At 70.8% G+C, this 20,485-nt stretch carries 19 protein-coding genes and 1 pseudogene; 12 read left to right on the top strand and 8 right to left on the bottom strand.

The features are described 5' to 3' along the window. Positions 1-100: 100 nt before the first annotated feature. Both ACTWJ9_RS13895 and hemL read right to left on the bottom strand, forming a co-directional pair. Positions 101-751, bottom strand: a complete 651-nt coding sequence (locus ACTWJ9_RS13895; RefSeq protein WP_279337960.1) for a histidine phosphatase family protein — start codon at positions 749-751, stop codon at positions 101-103. A gap of 80 nt (positions 752-831) precedes the next feature. Further along, a complete protein-coding gene (gene hemL, locus ACTWJ9_RS13890) occupies positions 832-2,148 on the bottom strand; it encodes a glutamate-1-semialdehyde 2,1-aminomutase (protein WP_279334545.1) in 1,317 nt (438 codons plus the stop codon). Between the two features lie 472 nt (positions 2,149-2,620). On the opposite strand from hemL, the gene ACTWJ9_RS13885 reads away from it, so the two are divergent. Then, positions 2,621-3,235, top strand: coding sequence for a hypothetical protein (locus ACTWJ9_RS13885; protein WP_279334544.1), 615 nt, complete (start codon positions 2,621-2,623; stop codon positions 3,233-3,235). A gap of 67 nt (positions 3,236-3,302) precedes the next feature. Here the strand turns inward: ACTWJ9_RS13885 and ACTWJ9_RS13880 are convergent, their stop codons facing one another. After that, entirely contained in the window at positions 3,303-4,682 is a 1,380-nt protein-coding gene (locus ACTWJ9_RS13880) for a tyrosine-type recombinase/integrase (RefSeq protein ID WP_387040622.1), read from the bottom strand. Then, a complete protein-coding gene (locus ACTWJ9_RS13875; protein ID WP_202279898.1) occupies positions 4,645-4,962 on the bottom strand; it encodes a helix-turn-helix domain-containing protein in 318 nt (105 codons plus the stop codon). The genes ACTWJ9_RS13880 and ACTWJ9_RS13875 overlap by 38 nt, the downstream gene beginning before the upstream one ends. Before the next feature lie 386 nt (positions 4,963-5,348). Between ACTWJ9_RS13875 and ACTWJ9_RS13870 the strand changes: the two genes are divergently transcribed. The 4 genes from ACTWJ9_RS13870 (at position 5,349) to ACTWJ9_RS13855 (ending at position 10,142) form a co-directional block, all read left to right on the top strand. Next, complete coding sequence (locus tag ACTWJ9_RS13870) at positions 5,349-5,585, top strand: helix-turn-helix transcriptional regulator (protein ID WP_202279900.1); 237 nt, start codon at positions 5,349-5,351, stop codon at positions 5,583-5,585. A gap of 736 nt (positions 5,586-6,321) precedes the next feature. Continuing rightward, positions 6,322-7,587 carry a DUF3631 domain-containing protein gene (locus tag ACTWJ9_RS13865; RefSeq protein WP_443295765.1) on the top strand — a complete coding sequence of 422 codons (1,266 nt, stop codon included), beginning with the start codon at positions 6,322-6,324 and terminating at the stop codon, positions 7,585-7,587. A gap of 321 nt (positions 7,588-7,908) precedes the next feature. Further along, the gene (gene mobC, locus ACTWJ9_RS13860; protein WP_443295764.1) at positions 7,909-8,427 is read left to right on the top strand and encodes a plasmid mobilization relaxosome protein MobC; all 519 of its coding nucleotides are present in this window, start codon (positions 7,909-7,911) and stop codon (positions 8,425-8,427) included. Continuing rightward, the gene (locus ACTWJ9_RS13855) at positions 8,424-10,142 is read left to right on the top strand and encodes a relaxase/mobilization nuclease domain-containing protein (RefSeq protein ID WP_387041771.1); all 1,719 of its coding nucleotides are present in this window, start codon (positions 8,424-8,426) and stop codon (positions 10,140-10,142) included. The genes mobC and ACTWJ9_RS13855 overlap by 4 nt, the downstream gene beginning before the upstream one ends. Here the strand turns inward: ACTWJ9_RS13855 and ACTWJ9_RS13850 are convergent. The 4 genes and pseudogenes from ACTWJ9_RS13850 to ACTWJ9_RS13835 form a co-directional block, all read right to left on the bottom strand. Then, a pseudogene (locus tag ACTWJ9_RS13850) lies at positions 10,143-10,426 on the bottom strand (hypothetical protein). It lies immediately after the preceding gene. Positions 10,427-10,471: 45 nt separating this feature from the next. Continuing rightward, positions 10,472-10,702, bottom strand: a complete 231-nt coding sequence (locus tag ACTWJ9_RS13845; RefSeq protein WP_387041774.1) for a DUF397 domain-containing protein — start codon at positions 10,700-10,702, stop codon at positions 10,472-10,474. After that, entirely contained in the window at positions 10,699-10,899 is a 201-nt protein-coding gene (locus ACTWJ9_RS13840) for a Scr1 family TA system antitoxin-like transcriptional regulator (RefSeq protein ID WP_443295763.1), read from the bottom strand. The genes ACTWJ9_RS13845 and ACTWJ9_RS13840 overlap by 4 nt, the downstream gene beginning before the upstream one ends. Positions 10,900-10,971: 72 nt before the next feature. Further along, a complete protein-coding gene (locus ACTWJ9_RS13835) occupies positions 10,972-12,753 on the bottom strand; it encodes a PucR family transcriptional regulator (protein ID WP_443295762.1) in 1,782 nt (593 codons plus the stop codon). A 222-nt stretch (positions 12,754-12,975) separates the two neighbouring features. On the opposite strand from ACTWJ9_RS13835, the gene ACTWJ9_RS13830 reads away from it, so the two are divergent. From ACTWJ9_RS13830 to trxA, 7 genes are read left to right on the top strand one after another with little or no spacing between them, the layout of a single operon-like run. Continuing rightward, on the top strand, positions 12,976-13,458 hold the full coding sequence (locus ACTWJ9_RS13830; protein WP_384213365.1) for a general stress protein: 483 nt from the start codon (positions 12,976-12,978) through the stop codon (positions 13,456-13,458). A gap of 51 nt (positions 13,459-13,509) precedes the next feature. Beyond that, positions 13,510-15,414: a molecular chaperone DnaK gene (gene dnaK, locus ACTWJ9_RS13825; protein ID WP_387041778.1), complete on the top strand. Its 1,905-nt coding sequence runs from the start codon at positions 13,510-13,512 to the stop codon at positions 15,412-15,414. Positions 15,415-15,422: 8 nt separating this feature from the next. Next, positions 15,423-16,034 (top strand): nucleotide exchange factor GrpE, encoded by a 612-nt coding sequence (locus ACTWJ9_RS13820; RefSeq protein ID WP_443295761.1) that lies wholly within the window; start codon positions 15,423-15,425, stop codon positions 16,032-16,034. Positions 16,035-16,040: 6 nt separating this feature from the next. Beyond that, a complete protein-coding gene (locus ACTWJ9_RS13815; protein ID WP_443295760.1) occupies positions 16,041-16,994 on the top strand; it encodes a DnaJ C-terminal domain-containing protein in 954 nt (317 codons plus the stop codon). Continuing rightward, the gene (locus tag ACTWJ9_RS13810; protein ID WP_443295759.1) at positions 16,991-17,398 is read left to right on the top strand and encodes a chaperone modulator CbpM; all 408 of its coding nucleotides are present in this window, start codon (positions 16,991-16,993) and stop codon (positions 17,396-17,398) included. Before ACTWJ9_RS13815 ends, ACTWJ9_RS13810 begins: the two co-directional genes overlap by 4 nt. Beyond that, positions 17,389-20,028, top strand: a complete 2,640-nt coding sequence (clpB, locus tag ACTWJ9_RS13805; RefSeq protein ID WP_384211589.1) for an ATP-dependent chaperone ClpB — start codon at positions 17,389-17,391, stop codon at positions 20,026-20,028. The genes ACTWJ9_RS13810 and clpB overlap by 10 nt, the downstream gene beginning before the upstream one ends. Further along, positions 20,025-20,483, top strand: coding sequence for a thioredoxin (gene trxA / locus ACTWJ9_RS13800; RefSeq protein WP_387039530.1), 459 nt, complete (start codon positions 20,025-20,027; stop codon positions 20,481-20,483). The genes clpB and trxA overlap by 4 nt, the downstream gene beginning before the upstream one ends. Positions 20,484-20,485: the final 2 nt, after the last annotated feature.

The following is a 20,485-nucleotide window of genomic DNA, read 5'->3' as shown; positions in this document are numbered from 1 at the left end:
GCGGAGGTTTGGCAACGATCGTCACGGGGGTGTCATGGGGCCGCCGGGACGCCTGCCCTGCCCGGGGCCCCGGGGCTCGGAGCCCGGGTCCTCCTGGTCCCTAGGCCCCGAAGGCCTTCCCCTTCCCCTTCACCGGCTTGGCGCCGGCGAGGAGATGGGCGGGGACGAGATCGCGGGCCGGCTCGCTGTAGCCGACGGAGACGATCCTGTCCCCCCGGTAGGTGAAGGTGGTCAGCGAGGCCAGCGTGCACTGCCGCTTGCGCGGGTCGTGCCACAGCCGCCGCTTCTCGACGTAGGACCGCACGATCCAGATCGGCAGCTGATGGCTGACCAGCACCGCCTCGTGACCGCGCGCCGCGTCCTTGGCCGCGTCCAGCGCGCCCATCATGCGGACGACCTGCTCGATGTACGGCTCGCCCCAGGACGGCTTGAACGGGTTGACGAGGTGCTTCCAGTTCTCCGGCCGGCGCAGCGCGCCGTCGCCGACGCCGAAGGTCTTGCCCTGGAAGACGTTGTCGGCCTCGATCAGCCGCTCGTCGGTGGCGATGTCCAGGCCGTGCGCCTTGGCGATCGGCTGGGCCGTCTCCTGCGCCCGCTCCAGCGGGGAGGCGCCGACATGGACGACGTCCCGGGAGGCGAGGTGCTCGCCGACCCGTTCGGCCATCCGCCGGCCCAGCTCGGAGAGCTGGTAGCCGGGGAGCCGGCCGTAGAGGACGCCGTCCGGGTTGGCGACCTCGCCGTGCCGCAGCAGGTGGACGACGGTGAGGTCGTTCTTCTTCCCCGTGCTCGCGTTCTCTGCGTTCGCGTTCTCCGTGTTCGCGTTCTCCGTGCTCACGCCGTCGCCTCCGCCGCCGCTCGGGCCGCCGCCGGGAGGGCGTCGGCGATCCGCTGGACGGCCCGGTCGTCGTGCGCGGTGGACACGAACCAGGCCTCGAAGGACGAGGGCGGCAGGTGGACGCCGTGCGCGAGGAGGGAGTGGAAGAAGGCGGTGTAGCGGAAGGACTCCTGCGCCTTGGCGTCCTCGTAGGTGCGCACCGGCCGGTCGGTGAAGAACACCGAGAACATGTTGGAGGCGTTCTGCAGCGTGTGCGCCACGCCCTCCTTGGTCAGCGCCTCGGTGACCAGGGACTGGATCCGCGCGGAGACGGCGTCGACCGTGGCGTAGGCGGCGTCGTCGAGCAGCCGGAGCTGGGCGAGCCCGGCGGCGGTGGCGACGGGGTTCCCGGAGAGGGTGCCGGCCTGGTAGACGGGCCCGGCGGGGGCGAGGTGCGCCATGACGTCGGCCCGCCCGCCGAAGGCCGCGGCCGGGAAGCCGCCGCCCATCACCTTGCCGAAAGTCATCAGGTCGGGCCGCACACCGTCGACGCCGTACCACCCGGCGCGGCTGGTGCGGAACCCGGTCATCACCTCGTCGGAGATGTACAGCGCGCCGTCGGCGGCGCAGGCGTCCTTGAGGCCCTGGTTGAAGCCGGGCAGCGGCGGTACGACGCCCATGTTGCCCGGGGACGCCTCGGTGATCACACAGGCGATCTCACCGGGGTGCGCGGCGAAGGCCGCGTGCACGGCGTCGAGGTCGTTGTACGGCAGGACGATCGTGTCGCCGGCCTGCGCCCCCGTGACGCCGGGGGTGTCCGGCAGCGCGAACGTGGCGAGGCCCGACCCCGCGGCGGCCAGCAGCGCGTCGACGTGGCCGTGGTAGCACCCGGCGAACTTGATCACCTTGGCGCGCCGCGTGAAGCCGCGGGCGAGCCGGATCGCCGACATGGTGGCCTCGGTGCCGCTGGACACCAGCCGGACCTGCTCCAGCGGCTCGACCCGGGCGACCATCTCCTCGGCGAGCGCGACCTCGCCCTCACCGGGCGTGCCGAAGGAGGTTCCGCGCGTGACGGCCTCCTGCACGGCGGCGACCACCTCGGGGTGCGCGTGCCCGAGGATCATCGGCCCCCAGGAGCAGACCAGGTCGACGTACTCCCGTCCGTCGGCGTCGGTCAGGTACGGGCCGGTGCCGGACACCATGAACCGGGGCGTGCCGCCGACGGCGCGGAAGGCGCGCACCGGCGAGTTCACGCCACCGGGGGTGACGGCCGCGGCACGGTCGAACAGCGCCTGCGAGGCTTGGGCTTCGTATGGGTATGGCAGTTCGCTCATGACCTGCGACTTCTCCGACCTCTCCGACATCTCGGACTCGGGGTGCGAGTGACCTGTTCAGGGTAGGCCAGGCGGGAGCGGGGGGCCGGAGGCCGGGGCGCGAAGCGGGTCCGGGCGGGTCCGGGCGACCGTCGGCCGGGTCGGCGGCGGGCCCGTCGGCTGAGTGATCCACCCCGCCCGTTCGTACAACCATTTCGTACGCCTGTTTCGTACGGTTGCCTCACGCGGCCGGTCACGGGCTCGGGTATCCAGCCACCTGCGGGGACACCCGGCCCCGGATCGCCCGTGATCTGCGAAACTGGCGTCCGAGTAGACACAGCTCACCCGGCCCCGAGCAGCCGGACGCTGGGAAGGTCCCCCGGGCAGATGCACCACCGCACGTTTCGGCGAGCGGCCGTGGGGGAGGTCACTGACACGATGATCGGGTTGCGTGGCGGCGCCACACGGCCTAGAAAAGCAGTCGGGTGGAGATATGCATCGCGGTGGCGGACTGGGCGAGGGGACTGACGACCTCGGTCCTCGACGTTCCCGGCGGGGAAGGCACCGGCGCGAGGCGGAAGAGGCGGACAAGGCCCGTCGGGCACACGGTGTTCCGGGCGAGGCCGAGTCGATCGACCCGTCGAGCGCGGGAAGCAGGAATGGTGGTCGGGTGGGGGTGACCTACAAGTATTTCGGCGCGCCGGACGGCGCCACCGCCGCCCGCGTCCCGATCTCGATGCGGCCCGAGGAACTCGGCGGCGACGAGCTCGGCATGGGCGGCATGTTCACCAAGATCAAGCCGGAGACGATGGCCGCCATGGTCCTCACCGGCATCGAAGGCGTCCCCCTGCACAAGGTGCCACCCCTGGAACTGGTCGTCCTGCACCCCGACTACGCGGTCGTGAAACTCCCCATGACGGTCGTCGACCCGCTCCGCGGCATCGGCGAGGAGGCGGTGGGCGCGGCGGCCTTCATCTGGTCCACGGTCCCCGACCGCGGCGGCCCCAACGACGCCTTCAACGTCTACCGGCTGCTGCACGAGTGGCAGGACTTCTCGCACCGGCTGCACGAGGCGGGGCACCAGGCGTACTGCCTTGTGTGGCCCTGACCTGGGGTTTTACTGGCGTTGGGCGGGGTCTTCGGGCCTCGCCCTTCTCAGTGCCGGAGAGGGGCCGTCAGGCGGCCAGGGCACATTGAGGGCACATGGGTTTTGCTGGGGGTTCTGATGTGCCCTGGGCTGCGGGCGGAGCGCCGTCGTCCTCGGCTTCGGCTTCTTCGGCTTCGGTGAAGGCGTCGTCGATCGCCTTGCGGGTGCGGGTCTCGCTGGACGGCAGAAGGTGCGTGTACGTCCGGAGCGTGAAGCCGGGGTCCGAGTGGCCGAGGTACTCGGAGAGCGCCTTGATGCTCTCCCCCGCGTCCAGGAGCACGGAGGCGTAGGCGTGCCGGAGGGCGTGCATGCCGTCGTCCGGCGCCGCCTGGAGGTACCTCGCCCCACGCTCGCGGGGAGGGATCACGCCGGCGGCGGCCAGGGCGAGCTTCCAGGCACCCATGTTGAAGACGCTGCGGTTGTAGGCCCGGTCCTTCTCGTCGACGAAGAGCAGGCGGAAGGTCTTGGGCTCGCCGTCGGGCTTCGCCCAGGGCAGAGTGACCGCCGTCGGCGGGAATTGCCTCATGTGGGCCTTGAGGGCAGCCGCCAGCTGAGTCGGCAGCGGCACGGACCGGATCTTGTTGCCCTTGGGCAGGGCGAAGACGGGCTTCGTGCCGACGAGTCGCACTTGCCGGTTGACGTGGATCCAGCCGCCCTTGAAGTCGATGTCCTCGACGGCGAAGCCGAAGACCTCGCCCTGGCGCAGACCGCAGCCGAAGGCGAGCCGGCCGCCGGCCTGGAAGCGTTTGGGCAGTCCGGCGATGACGGCGCGTACGCGATCCAGGGACCAGGGGACGATCTTCTTCTTGGTCGCGGTCGGCAGCTTGACCGCCTTCGACTTGCACGGGTTCTTCGGCAGCAGCCCGTCCTCCACGGCCATGCCGAGGATGCTGGAGAGGATGTCGAAGATGCCCTCGATCGTCGACACCTCGAAGCCGCCGTCCTGAAGCGTGCGGACCCAGCCCTGAATGACCGAGGGCTTGTTCAGGGACCGCAGCTCGCGCCGGCCGAGGTGGGCGACGATGTGGTTGCGGACGATGGCCTCGTAGCGGAGGGCCGTGGTCGGGCCCACCGAGTTCGCGTCGAGCCACTTCTGGGCATAGGCGCCGAGCGTCTGCTTCGTCTCGGCGGGAACGACGTAACTGCCGCTCCGGATCTCGACATCGACCTCGGCCGCCCGCTTGTCGGCTTCGGCCCTCGTGTGGAAGTTCTCCTTGCGCTGGTGGCCGTCCAGGTCGCGATACCGGACCTGCCAGCGCTTGCCGATCCCATGATCCGATGTCGGCACCATTCGCCGGGTGCGGCTCTTGTGCTCGCCGCACTGGGTCTCGTCCGGCTTGGGGTGGGACTTGTGCCAGCGGTCGTATACGTCAGCCAAGAAGGGCCTCCTGCGCTCGGCCGCGGGCATCTGCTTCGGCGTGGCGAGGAGGGGCGGGGCGGGCCCCAACGGGCAACAGAGCCGTCGGCGGGACACCGAGGGCTGCGGCGATCACGGCGAGGTCGTCGATGTCGCAACGCCGATGGGCGCGCTCGGTACGGCTGAGTGCGGTGTTGGTCATCGGGCGTCCCATCGCGGTGCAACGGGCGGCCAGTTGATGCTGGGTGAGGCCGAGCGCCAGTCGTATGTGTTCGATGGCGCGGGCGGCGTGGAGGCCGGCTGGGCCTATTTCAAGAGGTCGAGTTGCCATGACAGGTAGCTGTAACTTGCAGCCGGAGCCTTTGGCAATAGTTGGTTCACGAACTCTACAGAAGTCTCTGCCCGCCGGGTCGCGAATTGGTCTGGAGATTACCCGACGCAAGACGCCCGAAAGCCGCACTGCGGTTTTGGCGCGATTTGGAAAGCGAGCGCAGTGTAGCTTGCAGCAGCATCCGGTGGGGGTCACCACCTGCGGTTACGAGCCGCCCATCGCACCAGCACTAACTTTTTGGTTGACCGGCGATTCGCCCTTACGGTTATGACTCCCCGGCCGCCCAACGGGAACTGCTGGAGAGTTCTAGAACCAACTCTGGACTTCTTCGCCCGGGATGTGGCTGTGTTGTCCACACTGTTGTCCGAAACCGAAAATGGAGCCCTATGCCGAGCCTTTCCCCCCGTCCTGCCCACACCGCCGCCGACGCCTCCCGACGCGGCCCCCTGGCCACCCCGGCGGAAGTCGCCGAGTACCTCGGGGTGCCGGTGAAGACGCTCTACCAGTGGAAGTACCGGGGCATCGGCCCCAACGTGCACAAGGTCGGCCGTCACCTGCGCTACCGCTGGCACGAGGTCGACGCCTGGCTCGACCGGCAGACCGCGTACGACCTCACGGCATGACTCACGGGGGAACAGAGCGGTCCCCGGCGCGCCAACGCCGAGGGCCGGAGATTCCCCTGCGCATCGCTCATCCCTGAACGAACGAACCGGTGAGGGGCGGGACCCAGTCCGTCCTGCCCCTCACCAGAAAGGAACGTCTATGGAGGACGCTACGTCCTCGGACGCGGCGAGTGCGCCCGCCGGCGCGGAGGCCGGGCCCAAGGTCGTCTGGCCGCCCGTAACAGTCCCCGGGCAGGGGACGGGCCCGCGCAACGGGGACCGTCGCAATGGGGACCGGGCCGAGTCACGGTCCCCACGTCAGGGGACCGGGGCCGGCCCCCGCGTCGAATCCGAAGACGGTCCCCGCAGTGGGGCCCGTCCCTTGGGACCGAACCCCCGGGGCCGGCCCCCTCGTGCGGGGACCGGGGACCGACCGCACCATGGAGCTGCTCCGTGGCCGCCGGAGGGCGCGGTCCCGTCCCGCGACCGGGCACGGTCCGGGGACCGGATATCCGTCGGTGTAGGAGAGATGCAGGCCGGCGGCGTGGGGACCGGACCGCAGGCTGGGGACGGGACCGGTCCGGGCGGACCGGTCCCGTCCCCGGAGCGGGACCAAGAGCCCGGTCCCGGCCCCCTGGTCCCCGACGGGGGGACCGGTCCCCAGGATGCGGGCATCGCCCGGGGGGACCGTGCGGCAGGGGACCGTGGCCCCCGAGAGACCGCGGGGACCGGGACCGGGCAGGCGAAGGGCGGGACCGTGGTCCCGGACGACGGTCCGGGGACCGGGGACCATGGAAGCGCCGGCGGCGGGGCGGCGGAGGACGGGGCCGTGCTGCTGGACAAGGTGCGGTCGACGATCGGCCGGTACGTGGTGCTGCCGAGCCAGGAGGCGCTGACCGCGGTCACGCTGTGGGTGGCGGCCTCCCACATCCAGCCCGCCCTCCAGCACGCGCCGCGGCTGGCGGTGGTCGGCCCGACCAAGGGATGCGGCAAGTCCCGCGTCCTGGACGTGCTCCACGAGACGGCGCACCAGCCGATGATGACGGTGAACACCTCCCCCGCCGTGGTCTTCCGCGTCATCGGCAAGAACCCGCCGACGCTGCTGGTCGACGAGGCCGACACCATCTTCGGCCCCAAGGCCGGCGAGAAAGAGGACCTGCGCGGCCTGCTCAACGCCGGGCACCAGCGCAACCGGCCCGCCTGGCGGATCTCCGGACCGGAGCACAAGCCGACCGCCTTCCCCACCTTCGCCATGGCCGCGCTGGCCGGGATCGGCGACCTGCCCGACACGATCATGGACCGGGCGGTCGTGCTCCGCATGCAGAAGCGCAAGCCCGGCGAGCGGATCACCCCGTTCCGCTCGCGCTACTCCGTGCCCGAACTGAACGCACTGCGCGACCGGCTGGCCGCCTGGCTGACCCCGCTGCGCGGCACCGCCGCCGCTCTGGTGCCGACGATGCCGGTCGAGGACCGCGCCGCGGACACCTGGGAGCCGCTGGTCATCGTCGCCGACCTGGCCGGCGGCCACTGGCCCGCGCAGGCCCGCGCCGCCTGCCTGGCAATGACCCGGCACGAAGCCGTCCAGGACGAGCAGACGACCCTGAAAACGCGACTGCTGCGCGACATCCGCCGCATCTTCGAACAGGAGGGCAACAAAGAGGCCCTGCGCTCGCAGGACCTGCTCGCCGCGCTGCTGACGGACGCCGAGTCCCCATGGCCGGACTACGGCTCCAAGGGGCTGAACGCCTACCACTTGTCGGCGCTACTCAGGGACTTCGGCATCCGCCCGGCCAACTACCGCTTCGAACAGGGCCGTCAGGCCAAGGCATACGCCCGCAACCAGTTCCTCGACGCCTGGGCCCGCTACTGCCCCGACCCCACCACCACTCCCGCGCAGCCGGCCCACACAGGTGGGCACGAGTTCATGCCCGCACGTCCGGCCCCGGGCAAACCGCCCACTCCTCCGGCCGGGTCGCTGCCCATCGGCCTACCCGGCGCCACCGGCCCCAAGCACGCCCGCTGACCCGCCTCCCCCTCTGGGACCGTCTCAGTCCGTCCCATCCGTCCCCGCGCAGGTCAGTGCGGGGACGGACTTCCTCGCCGCAACGGATCGATCCGTACCTGCATGCCGGTCCGTACCTGTCCTGACCAGCCACGGGACGGATGCGACGGACGTGACGAAGCCCTGCCCACACACCACTGGAGCACGACTGTGCACGATGACCCCGCAGACGACGCCCCCTTCCGCCCCCGCGGGGAGCTCCTCGGGCCCGCCCACCGAGCAGCAGCAAGGTATGCCGTTGGACCGTCCAAGGGCCGGTCCAACGGGGACTCCGCCCCAGGGGTGGCGGAGATCCTCGGGCGCCAGGGGGCGCCCGAGGATGACCAGCGCGCCGAGGCCGCGGTCGTCGTCCTGCCGCGCGCCGCCGAAGCCGCCGCCCTGCACCGCATCGCCCGTCGCCGCAAGCGCAAAGACACCCAGCGCAAGGAACGCGTCGACGTGCGCTACAGCGTCGAAGAGAAGACCGCCATCCTCGCCAGGGCCCGATCGCTCAACATCGCCGGCGCCCACTACGTCGGCGCCGTCGTCATGGCCCACCTCCACGGCGACCTCGCCCTGCCCGGCCAGCGCACCCCGCTGGACGACTACATCGACGAGCTGACCGCCCTGCGCGAGCAGGTCGCCAAGATCGGCAACAACGCCAATCAGATCGCCCGCAAGCTCAACTCCGACGGCCATCCACATCCTGGGGATACCGCCGCCCTCGCCCAGACCGAACGCACCCTGGGCGCGGTCCGCGCTGCCATCAGCGAGATCGCTGCAGCCGCAAACCAGACCGTCACCACCAAGGCCGCCCGGTGATCGCCAAGATCAGCAGCGGCAAGGACACGGCCGGCCTGATCCGCTATCTGTTCGACACCAAGAAGGCCAAAGACCACACCGACCCCCATCTCGTCGCCTCCTGGGACGGCTTCGCCCCCGACCCCGGCCGCAGCAACGACTTCGCCGCGACGAAGAAGCTCCTGGTGGCCGACCTCGACCTCCGTGTCAAGCAAGCCCGCCGACTCGGCCGGGCACCCGAGCGGCACGTCTGGCACTGCTCCCTCCGCGCCGCCACAACCGACCGCCACCTGAGCGACGAGGAGTGGGGCGACATAGCCCGCCGCGTCGTGGCCGCCACCGGCATCGCGCCACAGGACGACCCGGACGGCTGCCGCTGGGTCGCCGTCCGCCACGCTCCCGACCACATCCACATCGCCGCCACCAAGGTCCGCGGCGACCTGCGCACCGCACGCCACTGGAACGACTACCTCACCGCCGACCGCGAACTCGCCACCATCGAGAAGGAATACGGCCTCTTCCAAGTCGTCCGCGGAGACCGCACCGCCGCCAAGCGAACCTCTCGCGCCGAACAGGAAAAGGCCCGCCGGCAAGGTCAGGACAAGCCGGCTCGCGAACGCCTGCGCACCATCGTCCGCACCGCCGTGGCCGCCACCACCAGCACCGAGGAGTTCATCCGCCTGCTCAGCCACACCGACGGCGTGCTGGTCGAAATCGTGCACTTCCCCTCCGGCGACGTACGCGGCTACAAGGTCGCCAGCGAAGACACCACCACCGCCGGCAAGGAACCCGTCTGGTACTCCGGCTCCGAACTCGCGCCGGACCTGTCCTTCCCCAAGATCCGAGCACGCCTGGAGGCCACCGACCCGCAGCCGACCATCCAGCCGGGCAGGCGCAGGCCCAACCCCTGGCACCAGGCCACCGCCGCCGCCGAACGCATCCCCCAGCACCTCACCGGAAACGACGACCGAGCCTCCCAGGCCCACCTCGCCGCCTTCGGCGAAGCCCTCGACGCCCTGCCCCTCCTCGCCCCCGCACCCATCCGCGCCCAGCTCCGCGCAGCAGCCTCCTCGTTCGAGCGCGCCACCCGCTCCCGCATCCAGGCCGAACACCACCACGCCCGCGCCCTGCGAGGCGCCGTACGGGCGATGCTCCGCGAGCCCGCACCCAGGGACGGCACGGCTCTGGCGATGTTCCTCGATGCCGCGATCCTCGTCGCCATAACCGCCGCCCGCTGGCACCAGCTCCGCCACCACGACCAACAGGTCGCCGCCGCCCAGCAGACTCTGCTCCACCTCCAAGCCGCCTACGACCAAGCTGCAGCTGTTCCCCTGGCGGTCCTCGCCCAGCGCCGACCGCCCCAACAGACTGTGGACCGGCACATCCACCACATCCGTAGGGCCGTGCCCGAGCACGCGGAGCAGGTCCTCAAAGACCCCGCTGTCGACGCCCTCACTGCCGCGCTCGCCGAAGCGGAAGCACTGGGGCACGACCCGGAGCGACTCCTCCGGCAGGCCGCCGACCAACGTGCTCTGGATGACGCCCGCTTCCCCGCAAGGACCTTGGCCTGGCGTATGCAGCGCTTCAGCGCACGGCCCGCGCCCAGCTCACGCGCTCGCGCAGCCCAGGCCCGCAGCGAAGCACGGCCCGAAGAGACACCACAGCGCCCCAACACGCCGACCCACGAAGCAGCCGCGGCCTCGCTCCCGCGCCCGCCCCAGGCACGGCGGCGCTGATCACGATGGCACAGACAGCCTGGAAGTAAGCAGCTCCAGCAGTTCCTCCCAGCGATACCGGTCGGCCCCGCCGCCCGCCTTCGGCCGGTGAGGCTCGTAGGAGCCGATCAGGACGCCCATGGCGGGCGCCTCGTGCAAGATGCCCAGCGCGAAGTTACCGAACCGACGTCCCAGTGCCGCTCCTGTGCCGCGGTGATCAGCAGGCCGACGTCGGCTGCGACCCCGGCCGCGCAGGCCACGATCCGGAGGAACGACTTGTCGTGCTGATCACTCGCGCGGGGCACTCCTACTTGGCGGCTGGCATGTGCACGTGCGGCTCGGGCAGGGTCTCAGCCGACGCGAGTCTCGCCGTCGGTGTAATGGCCCAGCAGATCACCCAGGGCGGAGCGGTTGAGGATCACAGGTGACCGGTCGAGGTCCTTGGAATCGCGCACCGCCGCGTATGCACCGAGGTCGGCGATCTCCACGCAGTCGTTGGCGCCTCCGCTGTAGGAGCTCTTGCGCCAGCGCGCCTTGTGAAGGTCCTCTGCGCGGGGGCGGCGGGGCGGGGTCGTGCTCATGGTTCGAGCTCCTCGGCAGTGCGGGTGAGGTGGGTACGGGTCTCGGCCGGGCTCAGGGCAGAAGCCCTGAGCTGGTCGAAGATGTCCGTGTAGTTCTGGATGTCGCTCTCGGACTCCAGGTACACGGAGTTGTTGGGGTTCTCCAGCCAGACCAGCGGGGCTGTGGGCTGGGGGGGGACTGGAGTCTCCTTGATCATCAGATCCGCCGTTGATCAGTCACTCCCACCAACTGCCGCCGACGCTGTCCGCACAACAGTTCTATCGGGGCATCAGACGGGTCCGCCCAGCACGATCTTCCATACTCGGGTCGCCACCTGGAGGTTGAGCCGGTCCTCGACGTTCGCGAGGTCGTTGCCGCTGATGTCGCGGATGCGCTGGAGTCGATAGCGCAGCGTGCTGCGGTGGATCGCGAGGGATTCGGCGGTCTCGTCGTAGTTGCCGCCGCAGTCGAAGTACCGGGTCAGGGTCTCCACCATGGTCGCGTGGTGCCGGGAGTCGTAGTCGATGAGCTGCCCGAGCCACTCGTGGACGAACGTCTCCAGTTCCCGGTAATCGTTGCCAGGTCCCAGGATGCGGTAGAGGCCAAGCTCGTCGAAGAACGTCGTGCCGTAGCGCTCGCGGGAGTGGCGGCGCACTTCCAGGGCGCGCTGCGCCTCCTGGTAGCGGTGGGGGATGCCGTCCACGGAGTCGGAAGGGGCGCTCACCCCGATCGTCCCGGACCGTGTCCCGGTCTCCCGGGCGAGCGCCTCGTACAGCGCGCGGGCGTGCGGCCTGTCGTCGGCGACCAGGACCACGTGGTCGGAACGTCGGGTCAGCAGCGCGCGCATGCCCACGGCAGAGGCCGCCCGGCCCACGGTCTGCGCGAAGGAATCGTCCGCAGTCCGGTTCGACCACTGCACCACGACGATGTAGTGGCTGCGGTGCAGGTCGTGTCCGACTGCCTCGGACCGAGCGTAGGCGCTCGCCTCGTCCGTCCCTGCCAGGAGGTCGTCGACCAGTTCGCGGTGCAGCCTCAGCTCCACTTCGGCCAGATCACGCAGGTGCGCCAGCTCCAGGGCGAGCGACATGGCGGCGTGTTCCAGCGCGAGCACGGTGTGCTCGTCGGCCTCGTTCCGGGCATCGACCAGGGCCAGCACGCCCAGGATCTCGCCGTGCGGGCGGACCAGGGTGATCAGCCGGTCCTTTATCCGCACCGGCCCGATCTCCCGGGCGACGGCGTGCAGCATTTCGTCCTGGCGCACGGGGTCCGGTTCCGGATAGGGGTCGGGGCGGCTGGGGCCGGTCCAGGACCTCAGCCGACCGAAGCGGTCCTCGACCAACGCGGGGAGTCCGGTGAGCCCGTGCAGTGCGCGGGTGATGGCTTCCTCGCCGCCGCCCGAGGCAGCGATGTCGACCATGAGCGCGTGAACGGCCCGCAGGTACCCCAGCTCAGCCGCGACGGAGATCAGCTGTCGCTGGAGGGCTGTCCGTTCCGCCCTCAGCCGGTGCAGCTCCAGCGCGTCCTCGCGTTGGCGGCGGTGTGCGAAGGCGACTGACAGAGCAGCAGCGGTGTGCCGGACGAGCGTGGCGAGCAGGGAGCGCTCGGCCTCGGTGGGCCGGGAGCGGGACGTCACCACGAGGTAGCCGTGGAGTCCCTCACGTCCGCGCAGCCCCAGGGCCCGGCCCCAGGGGCTGCCGGGTACGGTCACAGGGCCGTCTTGCCCGGCCAGCTCCCGCACCCTCCGGTCCACGGCCAAGTCATGGATCTGCCCGACCCACGGGCTGGGGACCAGGTCGCCGTCCACCCTGAGGTATCCGGCCTCGGCGCTGTATGGCCCTGCGGTGGCTATGTGGTCCATGGCCAGGCGCAGGATCTCGCCTTCGTCCCGGGCGTCGAACAGGGCGCGGGAGAGCGCCATCAGTTCGTGGAGGGCGTGGTCGGCTGGGGTGGGAACGGGTGGGCGGGGCCCTCTCCGCGCGGCCGTGAGCTGCCGCCCGGCGCTGCCCCGCGGAAGGCTGCTCTCCCGGTCGGAGCGGCGGCGGTACAGGTGGTGCGCCCGGCTGCCGGCCATGCGATCACTCCGTTCTCGCCGAGCCTTCAGGGGGCGAGCGGTGTTCCGGGTACCCGCTCGCGGGTCGGCTCATCCGAGATGTTCGGATTCTTCCTCTCGTACTCGTGGGGCGACCGGACCCGTGCATTTCTGACTCGCCAGGCGCAGGCGTGGAGCCACTCGGCTGGCCACTCTGGGGAGTGTTCGGAACCCTCCGTGCGCACCGGCAGGAAGGACTGGGCGATGACCGAGCAGCATCGCAGGCCGGTTGCCTCGTACGAGACGTACGGGGAAGCCGAACGCGCCGTTGACCATCTCTCTGACCATGGATTTCCCGTGGAGAGGGTGGCGATCATCGGCCAGGACGTGCGCCTGGTCGAGCAAGTGATCGGCCGGATGGACTACGGCAGGGCCGCCCTTCACGGAGCGGCGAGCGGTGCGCTCCCCGGTGTCCTGATCGGCTGGCTGTTCGGCCTTGTGAACTGGCTCGACCCCGTCGTCTCCGTCCTGCTCCTCGCCCTGTACGGGCTGATCTTCGGAGCGATCGTCGGCGCGCTGTTCGGCATGCTGCTGCACGCCCTGCAGGGCGGTCGCCGGGATTTCGCCTCGCTCCGCTCGATGCAGCCGAGCCGGTACGAGGTCGTCGTGGACGAGGCGGTCGCCGATGAGGCTGTACGGCTGATCGGCGCGATGCAGACCACCGGCGGAGGTCCCACTCGTACCTGAAAAACGTGATCCGGAAAGTCGGCGCAGGCGCCGGACCGGGAGGAGTTCCTCATGGCGAAGGCAGTGGGCATCGACCTGGGCACCACCAACTCGGTGATCGCCGTGTGGGAGGGCGGCGAGCCGTCCGTCGTGCCCAACAGCGAGGGCAACCGCACGACACCGTCCGTGGTGGCCTTCACCGATACCGGCGAGCGCCTGGTGGGCCAGCTGGCCCGGCGCCAGGCGATCCTCAACCCCAAGGGGACCATCTACTCGGCCAAGCGGTTCATCGGCCGGCACTTCGACGAGATCTCCGACGAGGCCAGGGCGGTGGCGTACGACGTCGTCGAGGGCGACGGCGGGGCGGCCCGCTTCAAGGTGCGCGACAAGCTGTACGCGCCTGAGGAGATCAGCGCACAGGTGCTGCGCAAACTCGCCGACGACGCCTCCAAGCAGCTGGGGGAACGGGTCACGGAGGCGGTCATCACGGTGCCCGCCTACTTCAACGACGCTCAGCGCACCGCCACCAAGGACGCCGGACGGATCGCGGGACTGGAGGTGCTGCGGATCATCAACGAGCCGACGGCGGCCGCCCTCGCGTACGGCATGGACAAGAAGCAGCACGAGACCGTCCTCGTCTTCGACCTGGGCGGCGGCACCTTCGACGTGAGCATCCTCGACGTCGGCGACGGCGTGGTGGAGGTGCGCTCCACCGCCGGCGACAGCCACCTGGGCGGCGACGACTTCGACCGGCGTCTGGTGGATTACCTCGCGGACGACTTCCAGAAGGAGAACGGCATCGACCTGCGCAAGGACCCGCAGGCGCTGCAACGACTGTTCGAGGCGTCGGAGAAGGCCAAGACCGAGCTCAGTTCGGTGACGCAGACGCAGGTCAGCCTGCCGTTCATCACCGCCGACGCCTCGGGCCCCAAGCACCTCACCGACTCGATCATGCGGTCCACGTTCGAGCAGATCACCGGCGACCTGGTGGAGCGTTGCCTGGGACCGCTCCAGCAGGCACTGGCCGACGCCAAGGCCGGCGAGAGCGACATCGACGAGGTCATCCTCGTAGGCGGCTCCACACGTATCCCGGCGGTCCAGGCCCTGGTCCGCCGGCTGACCGGCGGCAAGGAACCCAACATGAGCGTCAACCCCGATGAGGTCGTGGCCCTGGGCGCCGCGATCCAGGCCGGGGTGCTCAAGGGCGAGGTCAAGGACGTCCTGCTGCTCGACGTCACACCCTTGTCGCTGGGCATAGAGACGCGCGGCGGAGTGATGACGAAGATCATCGAGCGGAACACCACCATCCCGGTGCGCCGTACCGAGACCTTCTCCACCGCCGAGGACAACCAGCCGGCCGTCGATGTGGTGGTCCTCCAGGGCGAGCGCGAGCGGGCCGCCGACAACCGGGTGCTCGGCCGGTTCCAGCTCACCGACATCCGGCCGGCGCCGCGGGGCGAACCACAGATCGAGGTCACCTTCGACATCGACGCCAACGGCATCCTCAACGTCAGGGCCCGCGACCGGGACACCGGCAAGGAACAGGGCATCACCATCAGCGAGAGCTCCAACCTGGACCGCAGTGAGGTCGAACGCATGGTCCAGGAGGCCGAGCGCAACCGGGGCCAGGACCAGGCACTCCGCGAGGCCGTCGACGCCCGCAACGAGCTCGACGCCGTCGCCTACCAGGTCGAGAAGCGCCTCGCCGAACTGGGCGACGCAGCGCCCACGCACGAGAAGGCACGCGCCGAGATGCTCGTGTCCGACGCCCGGGCGGCGGTCAAGGAAGAGGCGGGCGTGGAGCGCGTGCGGCCCCTGGCCTCCGAACTCCAGCAGGTGCTCGCCGGGCTGGCGGCCCATCAGGCCGCCGCCACGGGCGGTTCCGGCCAGGACACCACCGGGGGCGGCGCGACCGGTGGCCCGAGTGGCGGTGGCGGTGACGACGACGTCATCGACGCCGAGTTCGACAAGGACTGAGGTGCGCCATGCCCAGCCACCCCCAGGAACCCGACCGGGCCGCGTCGGAGCCGGTCGAACCGGTCCCGGAAGGCGCCGTACGCCCTCCTCGCGGGGATTTGCCGCAACCGGGCCCGCCGCCCCGGCCGGAAGCGGCGCACGACGAACCGGGACCCGACGCCGCCGGCCCCACGCCTGCCGAGGACGAGTACACGACCGCGATCCAGGAACTGGAGGACCGCTGGCGGCGCGCGCTCGCCGACCTCGACAACCTCCGCAAGCGCCACGCCAGGGAACTGGAGCGGGAGCGGACGGTCGAGCGTTCCCGTACGGCGGCCGTCTTCCTGCCCGTCCTGGACAACCTCGAGCTCGCCCTGACCCATGCCGGAGCCGACCCCGGCGCGATCGTGGAGGGCATCCGGGCGGTCCACGACCAGGCGGTGAACGTCCTCGAACTGCTCGGCTACCCGCGGCACGCGGAGACCGGCGTCGCCTTCGACCCGGCCCGGCACGAGGTGGTCGGCGTCGTCCAGGACCCCGACGCCGCACCGGGCACGGTCGTCGAGGTGCTGCGCCCGGGCTACGGGGACGGCGAACGGCAGCTCAGGCCCGCCGCCGTGACGGTCGCGAAGCGGGAGTGACCGGTCATGGCACGGGACTTCTACGAGGTGCTGGGCGTGTCGCGGACCGCGAGCCAGGACGAGATCCAGCAGGCATATCGCAAGCTCGCCCGCAAGTACCACCCCGACGTCAACAAGGACCCGGGGGCGGAGGAACGCTTCAAGGACCTCAACGAGGCATACAGCGTCTTGTCGGACCCGAAGACCCGGGCCCGTTACGACCGCTTCGGCGAGGACTTCCGCAAGATCCCCGAGGACTTCGACGAACGGGTCGCGGCCGGAGCGGGCGGCGGCTTCCGCGCTCGGAGGACCGCGGGCGCGGGCGGCCCCCGCGTCCGGTACACCACCGGCTTCGGCGACGACTTCGCAGCGGAGGGCATCGACATCGAGGACCTGCTCGGCTCCATGTTCGGAGCCGGCGCCGCCCAAGGCGGCGTCCCCGGAGCGGACCAGGAGGCCGAACTGCCGCTCACCGTCGAGGAGGCGTACCGAGGCGGCCGTCGCACCGTCACGCTCGCCGGTCCCACGGGGCAGCCGCGGCGGTACGAGGTCGTCGTGCCGCCGGGCGTCACCGACGGGCAGCGCATCCGGCTGGCGGGGGAGGGCGGCCGGGGCAATGGTGCCGCCCCCGCGGGCGACCTGTACCTGCGGGTGCGTATCCAGCCCCACCCCCGGTTCCGGCTGGACGGCCGCGACGTGTACGTCCAGGTCCCGGTCGCCCCCTGGGAGGCGGCCCTGGGTGCGACCGTGCCGGTGCCCACCCCCGGCGGTGGCACGGCCAAGGTCACGGTGCCCGCGGGCTCGTCCAGCGGCCGGCGGCTGCGGCTGCGCGGCGAGGGCATGCCGAACCCGCGCGGCGCGAACGGCGACCTGTACGCCGAACTCCGCGTCATGGTGCCGCCCGCCCTCGGCGACCGGGAGCGCGAACTGTTCGAGGAGCTCGCCGCCACCTCCTCGTTCGACCCCAGGAGGACGCGATGAACGACCGACCCGCGGGAGCGGCAGGCATCGGCCGGGACGGCGTGGGCGCCCGTCCGGTACGGACGGGCGCCCACGCCACCGCCTCGGCGGCTGTCCGGTACGCGCTCGTGCCCGTCCCCAGGCTCTCGCTGGACGCCGTGGCCCGTCGCTCGGGCCTTCACCCCGATCTGATCCGCCGGTTCGTCGCCCTCGGCCTGGTCGACGCCGAGCGCGATGCCGCGGGGCACCTGGTGTTCGACCCCACGGCGCCGGCGGTCCTCGCCCGCATCCAGCGGCTGCGCTCCGGACTCTGCCTCAACTACGCATCCATCGGCCTGGTGCTGGACCTGCTGGACCGCATCAGCCTGCTCGAAGCCGCCCTGCGCGGCCGCGGCACGAGGAGTGAAACACCCCCATGGACATGAACCGTCTCACCCAGAAGTCCCAGGAAGCCCTCCAGGAGGCCCAGACCGCGGCCGTCCGCATGGGACAGACCGAGGTCGACGGGGAACACCTGCTGCTCGCACTTCTCGATCAGGAGGACGGTCTGATCCCGCGGTTGCTGCAAGAGGCCGGCACCGAGCCGAAGGAACTGCGCGCGGCCGTGCGCGAGGAACTCTCCCGCCGCCCGAAGGTCACCGGCCCCGGCGCGGCACCCGGCCAGGTCTTCGTCACTCAGCGCCTCGCCCGCCTGCTCGACGCGGCCGAACGGGAGGCCAAACGCCTCAAGGACGAGTACGTGTCCGTGGAGCACCTCCTGCTCGCCCTGGCTGAGGAGGGCCCTTCAACCGCCGCCGGGCGGCTGCTCAAGGAGGCCGGCATCACCCGGGACTCGTTCCTGAGCGCGCTCACCCAGGTCCGCGGCAACCAGCGCGTCACCTCGGCCAACCCCGAAGTGGCCTACGAGGCTCTGGAGAAGTACGGCCGCGATCTCGTCGCCGAGGCCAGGGACGGCAGGCTCGACCCGGTCATCGGCCGGGACGCCGAGATCCGCCGCGTCACCCAGATCCTCAGCCGCAAGTCCAAGAACAACCCGGTCCTCATCGGCGACCCCGGCGTCGGCAAGACCGCCATCGTCGAGGGTCTCGCCCAGCGCATCGTCCGCGGCGACGTGCCCGAAGGGCTGCGCGACAAGACTGTGTTCGCCCTCGACATGGGCTCCCTGGTCGCCGGCGCCAAGTACCGCGGTGAGTTCGAGGAACGCCTCAAGGCCGTGCTCAGCGAGGTCAAGGCCGCCCAGGGGCGCATCCTGCTCTTCGTCGACGAACTGCACACCGTCGTCGGCGCGGGCGCCGCCGAAGGGGCCATGGACGCGGGCAACATGCTCAAGCCGATGCTCGCCCGCGGCGAACTGCACATGATCGGCGCCACCACCCTCGACGAGTACCGCAAGCACATCGAGAAGGACGCTGCCCTCGAACGCCGCTTCCAGCAGGTGCTGGTCGACGAGCCGAGCGTGGAGGACACCATCTCCATCCTGCGCGGACTGCGCGAACGCCTGGAGGTCTTCCACGGCGTGAAGATCCAGGACACCGCGCTGGTCTCCGCGGCCACCCTCAGCCACCGCTACATCACCGACCGGTTCCTGCCCGACAAGGCCATCGACCTCGTCGACGAGGCGTGCGCCCGGCTGCGTACCGAGATCGACTCCATGCCCGCCGAACTCGACGAGATCACCCGCCGTGTCACCCGCCTGGAGATCGAGGAGGCGGCCCTGTCCAAGGAGACCGATCCCGCCAGCAAAGCCCGCCTGGAGGAACTGCGCAGGGAACTGGCCGACCTGCGCGGCGAGGCCGACGCCAAACACGCCCAGTGGGAGGCCGAACGGCAGGCGATCCGCCGCGTGCAGGAACTGCGCCAGGAACTGGAGCAGGTCCGCCACGAGGCGGAGGAGGCCGAACGCGCCTACGACCTCAACCGCGCCGCCGAACTCCGCTACGGCCGCCTCCAGGACCTGGAGCGCCGACTTGCCGCAGAGGAGGACCAACTGGCCGCCAAACAAGGGCAGAACCGGCTGCTGCGCGAGGTCGTCACCGAGGAGGAGATCGCCGAGATCGTCGCCGCCTGGACCGGCATCCCGGTCGCCCGCCTCCAGGAGGGCGAACGCGAGAAACTGCTGCGCCTCGACGAGATCCTGCGCGAGCGCGTCATCGGCCAGGACGAGGCCGTCAAGCTCGTCGCCGACGCCATCATCCGCGCCCGCTCCGGCATCCGCGACCCTCGCCGCCCCATCGGCTCGTTCATCTTCCTCGGCCCCACCGGCGTCGGGAAGACCGAGCTGGCCAAGACCCTCGCCCGGGCCCTGTTCGACTCCGAGGAGAACATGGTCCGCCTCGACATGAGTGAGTACCAGGAGCGGCACACCGTCAGCCGGCTCATGGGCGCACCGCCCGGATACGTCGGCTACGAGGAAGGCGGCCAGCTCACCGAGGCCGTACGCCGCAAGCCGTACTCGGTTGTGCTGTTCGACGAGATCGAGAAGGCGCACACCGATGTCTTCAACACCCTGCTGCAGATCCTCGACGACGGCCGCATCACCGATGCTCAGGGCCACACCGTCGACTTCCGCAACACCGTGATCATCATGACGTCCAACATCGGCTCCGAGCACCTCCTCGACGGCGCCACCGCCGAGGGTGAGATCAAGCCCGACGCCCGCGCCCTGGTGATGGGCGAGCTGCGCGGGCACTTCCGCCCGGAGTTCCTCAACCGCGTCGACGACATCGTGCTGTTCAAACCGCTCGGTGAGCGCCAGATCGAGCGGATCGTGGAGCTGCAGTTCGACGAGCTGCGGCGGCGGGTCGCTGAACGCCGCATCACCGTCGAACTCACCGATGCAGCACGCGAGCTGATCGCCCACCAGGGCTACGACCCGGTGTACGGGGCCCGGCCGCTGCGGCGCTACATCTCCCACGAGGTCGAGACACTGGTCGGACGCGCCCTGCTGCGCGGCGACGTCCAGGACGGCGCGACGGTCCGCGTCGACGCCGAGCACGGAGAGCTGGTGGTCACCTACGACCAGCAGGAGGGGGCCCGGGAAGCGAGGGCGGCGTGAACACCACCCGGACGACGACGGTGACCTGCCCGAAGTGCGGGCGCGGCAACCGGATTCCCGTGGCCGCCGAGGGCCGCCCCAAATGCGGCCACTGCAAGCAGCCCCTGCCCTGGATCGTCGACGCGGGCGACGACGACTTCGCCGAGGTCGCCGACAACGCCGCCCAGCCCGTCGTCGTCGACCTCTGGGCCACCTGGTGCGGCCCCTGCCGCATGGTCAGCCCCGCCCTCGAACAGGTCGCCCGCGACCTCGCCGGACAGATCAAGCTCGTCAAGGTCGACGTCGACAAGAACCCGCGGCTCAGCCGGCGGTTCGAGGTGCAGGCGGTGCCGACCCTGCTCGTCCTGGACCAGGGCGAGACGGTCGCCCGGCAGGCCGGGGCGGCACCCGCGCACGTCCTGCGCTCGTGGGTCGAGCAGGCGATGGTGAGCCGGCAAACCACTGCAGGAGGGTGAAC

Origin of the sequence: Streptomyces sp. GDS52 (assembly GCF_052246875.1) — a bacterium.
Taxonomy (GTDB): Bacteria; Actinomycetota; Actinomycetes; order Streptomycetales; family Streptomycetaceae; genus Streptomyces; species Streptomyces cathayae.
This window is presented reverse-complemented; position numbering and strand designations above follow the sequence as displayed.

What these genes read in the sequence shown, in the direction of transcription:
- hemL (WP_279334545.1), bottom strand. Translation starts at nt 2,148, where the DNA reads ATGAGCGAACTGCCATACCCATACGAAGCCCAAGCCTCGCAGGCGCTG.
- ACTWJ9_RS13885 (WP_279334544.1), top strand. Translation starts at nt 2,621, where the DNA reads ATGCATCGCGGTGGCGGACTGGGCGAGGGGACTGACGACCTCGGTCCT.
- ACTWJ9_RS13880 (WP_387040622.1), bottom strand. Translation starts at nt 4,682, where the DNA reads ATGCCCGCGGCCGAGCGCAGGAGGCCCTTCTTGGCTGACGTATACGAC.
- ACTWJ9_RS13875 (WP_202279898.1), bottom strand. Translation starts at nt 4,962, where the DNA reads ATGGCAACTCGACCTCTTGAAATAGGCCCAGCCGGCCTCCACGCCGCC.
- ACTWJ9_RS13870 (WP_202279900.1), top strand. Translation starts at nt 5,349, where the DNA reads ATGCCGAGCCTTTCCCCCCGTCCTGCCCACACCGCCGCCGACGCCTCC.
- ACTWJ9_RS13845 (WP_387041774.1), bottom strand. Translation starts at nt 10,702, where the DNA reads ATGAGCACGACCCCGCCCCGCCGCCCCCGCGCAGAGGACCTTCACAAG.
- ACTWJ9_RS13840 (WP_443295763.1), bottom strand. Translation starts at nt 10,899, where the DNA reads ATGATCAAGGAGACTCCAGTCCCCCCCCAGCCCACAGCCCCGCTGGTC.
- ACTWJ9_RS13835 (WP_443295762.1), bottom strand. Translation starts at nt 12,753, where the DNA reads ATGGCCGGCAGCCGGGCGCACCACCTGTACCGCCGCCGCTCCGACCGG.
- ACTWJ9_RS13830 (WP_384213365.1), top strand. Translation starts at nt 12,976, where the DNA reads ATGACCGAGCAGCATCGCAGGCCGGTTGCCTCGTACGAGACGTACGGG.
- dnaK (WP_387041778.1), top strand. Translation starts at nt 13,510, where the DNA reads ATGGCGAAGGCAGTGGGCATCGACCTGGGCACCACCAACTCGGTGATC.
- ACTWJ9_RS13820 (WP_443295761.1), top strand. Translation starts at nt 15,423, where the DNA reads ATGCCCAGCCACCCCCAGGAACCCGACCGGGCCGCGTCGGAGCCGGTC.
- ACTWJ9_RS13815 (WP_443295760.1), top strand. Translation starts at nt 16,041, where the DNA reads ATGGCACGGGACTTCTACGAGGTGCTGGGCGTGTCGCGGACCGCGAGC.
- ACTWJ9_RS13810 (WP_443295759.1), top strand. Translation starts at nt 16,991, where the DNA reads ATGAACGACCGACCCGCGGGAGCGGCAGGCATCGGCCGGGACGGCGTG.
- clpB (WP_384211589.1), top strand. Translation starts at nt 17,389, where the DNA reads ATGGACATGAACCGTCTCACCCAGAAGTCCCAGGAAGCCCTCCAGGAG.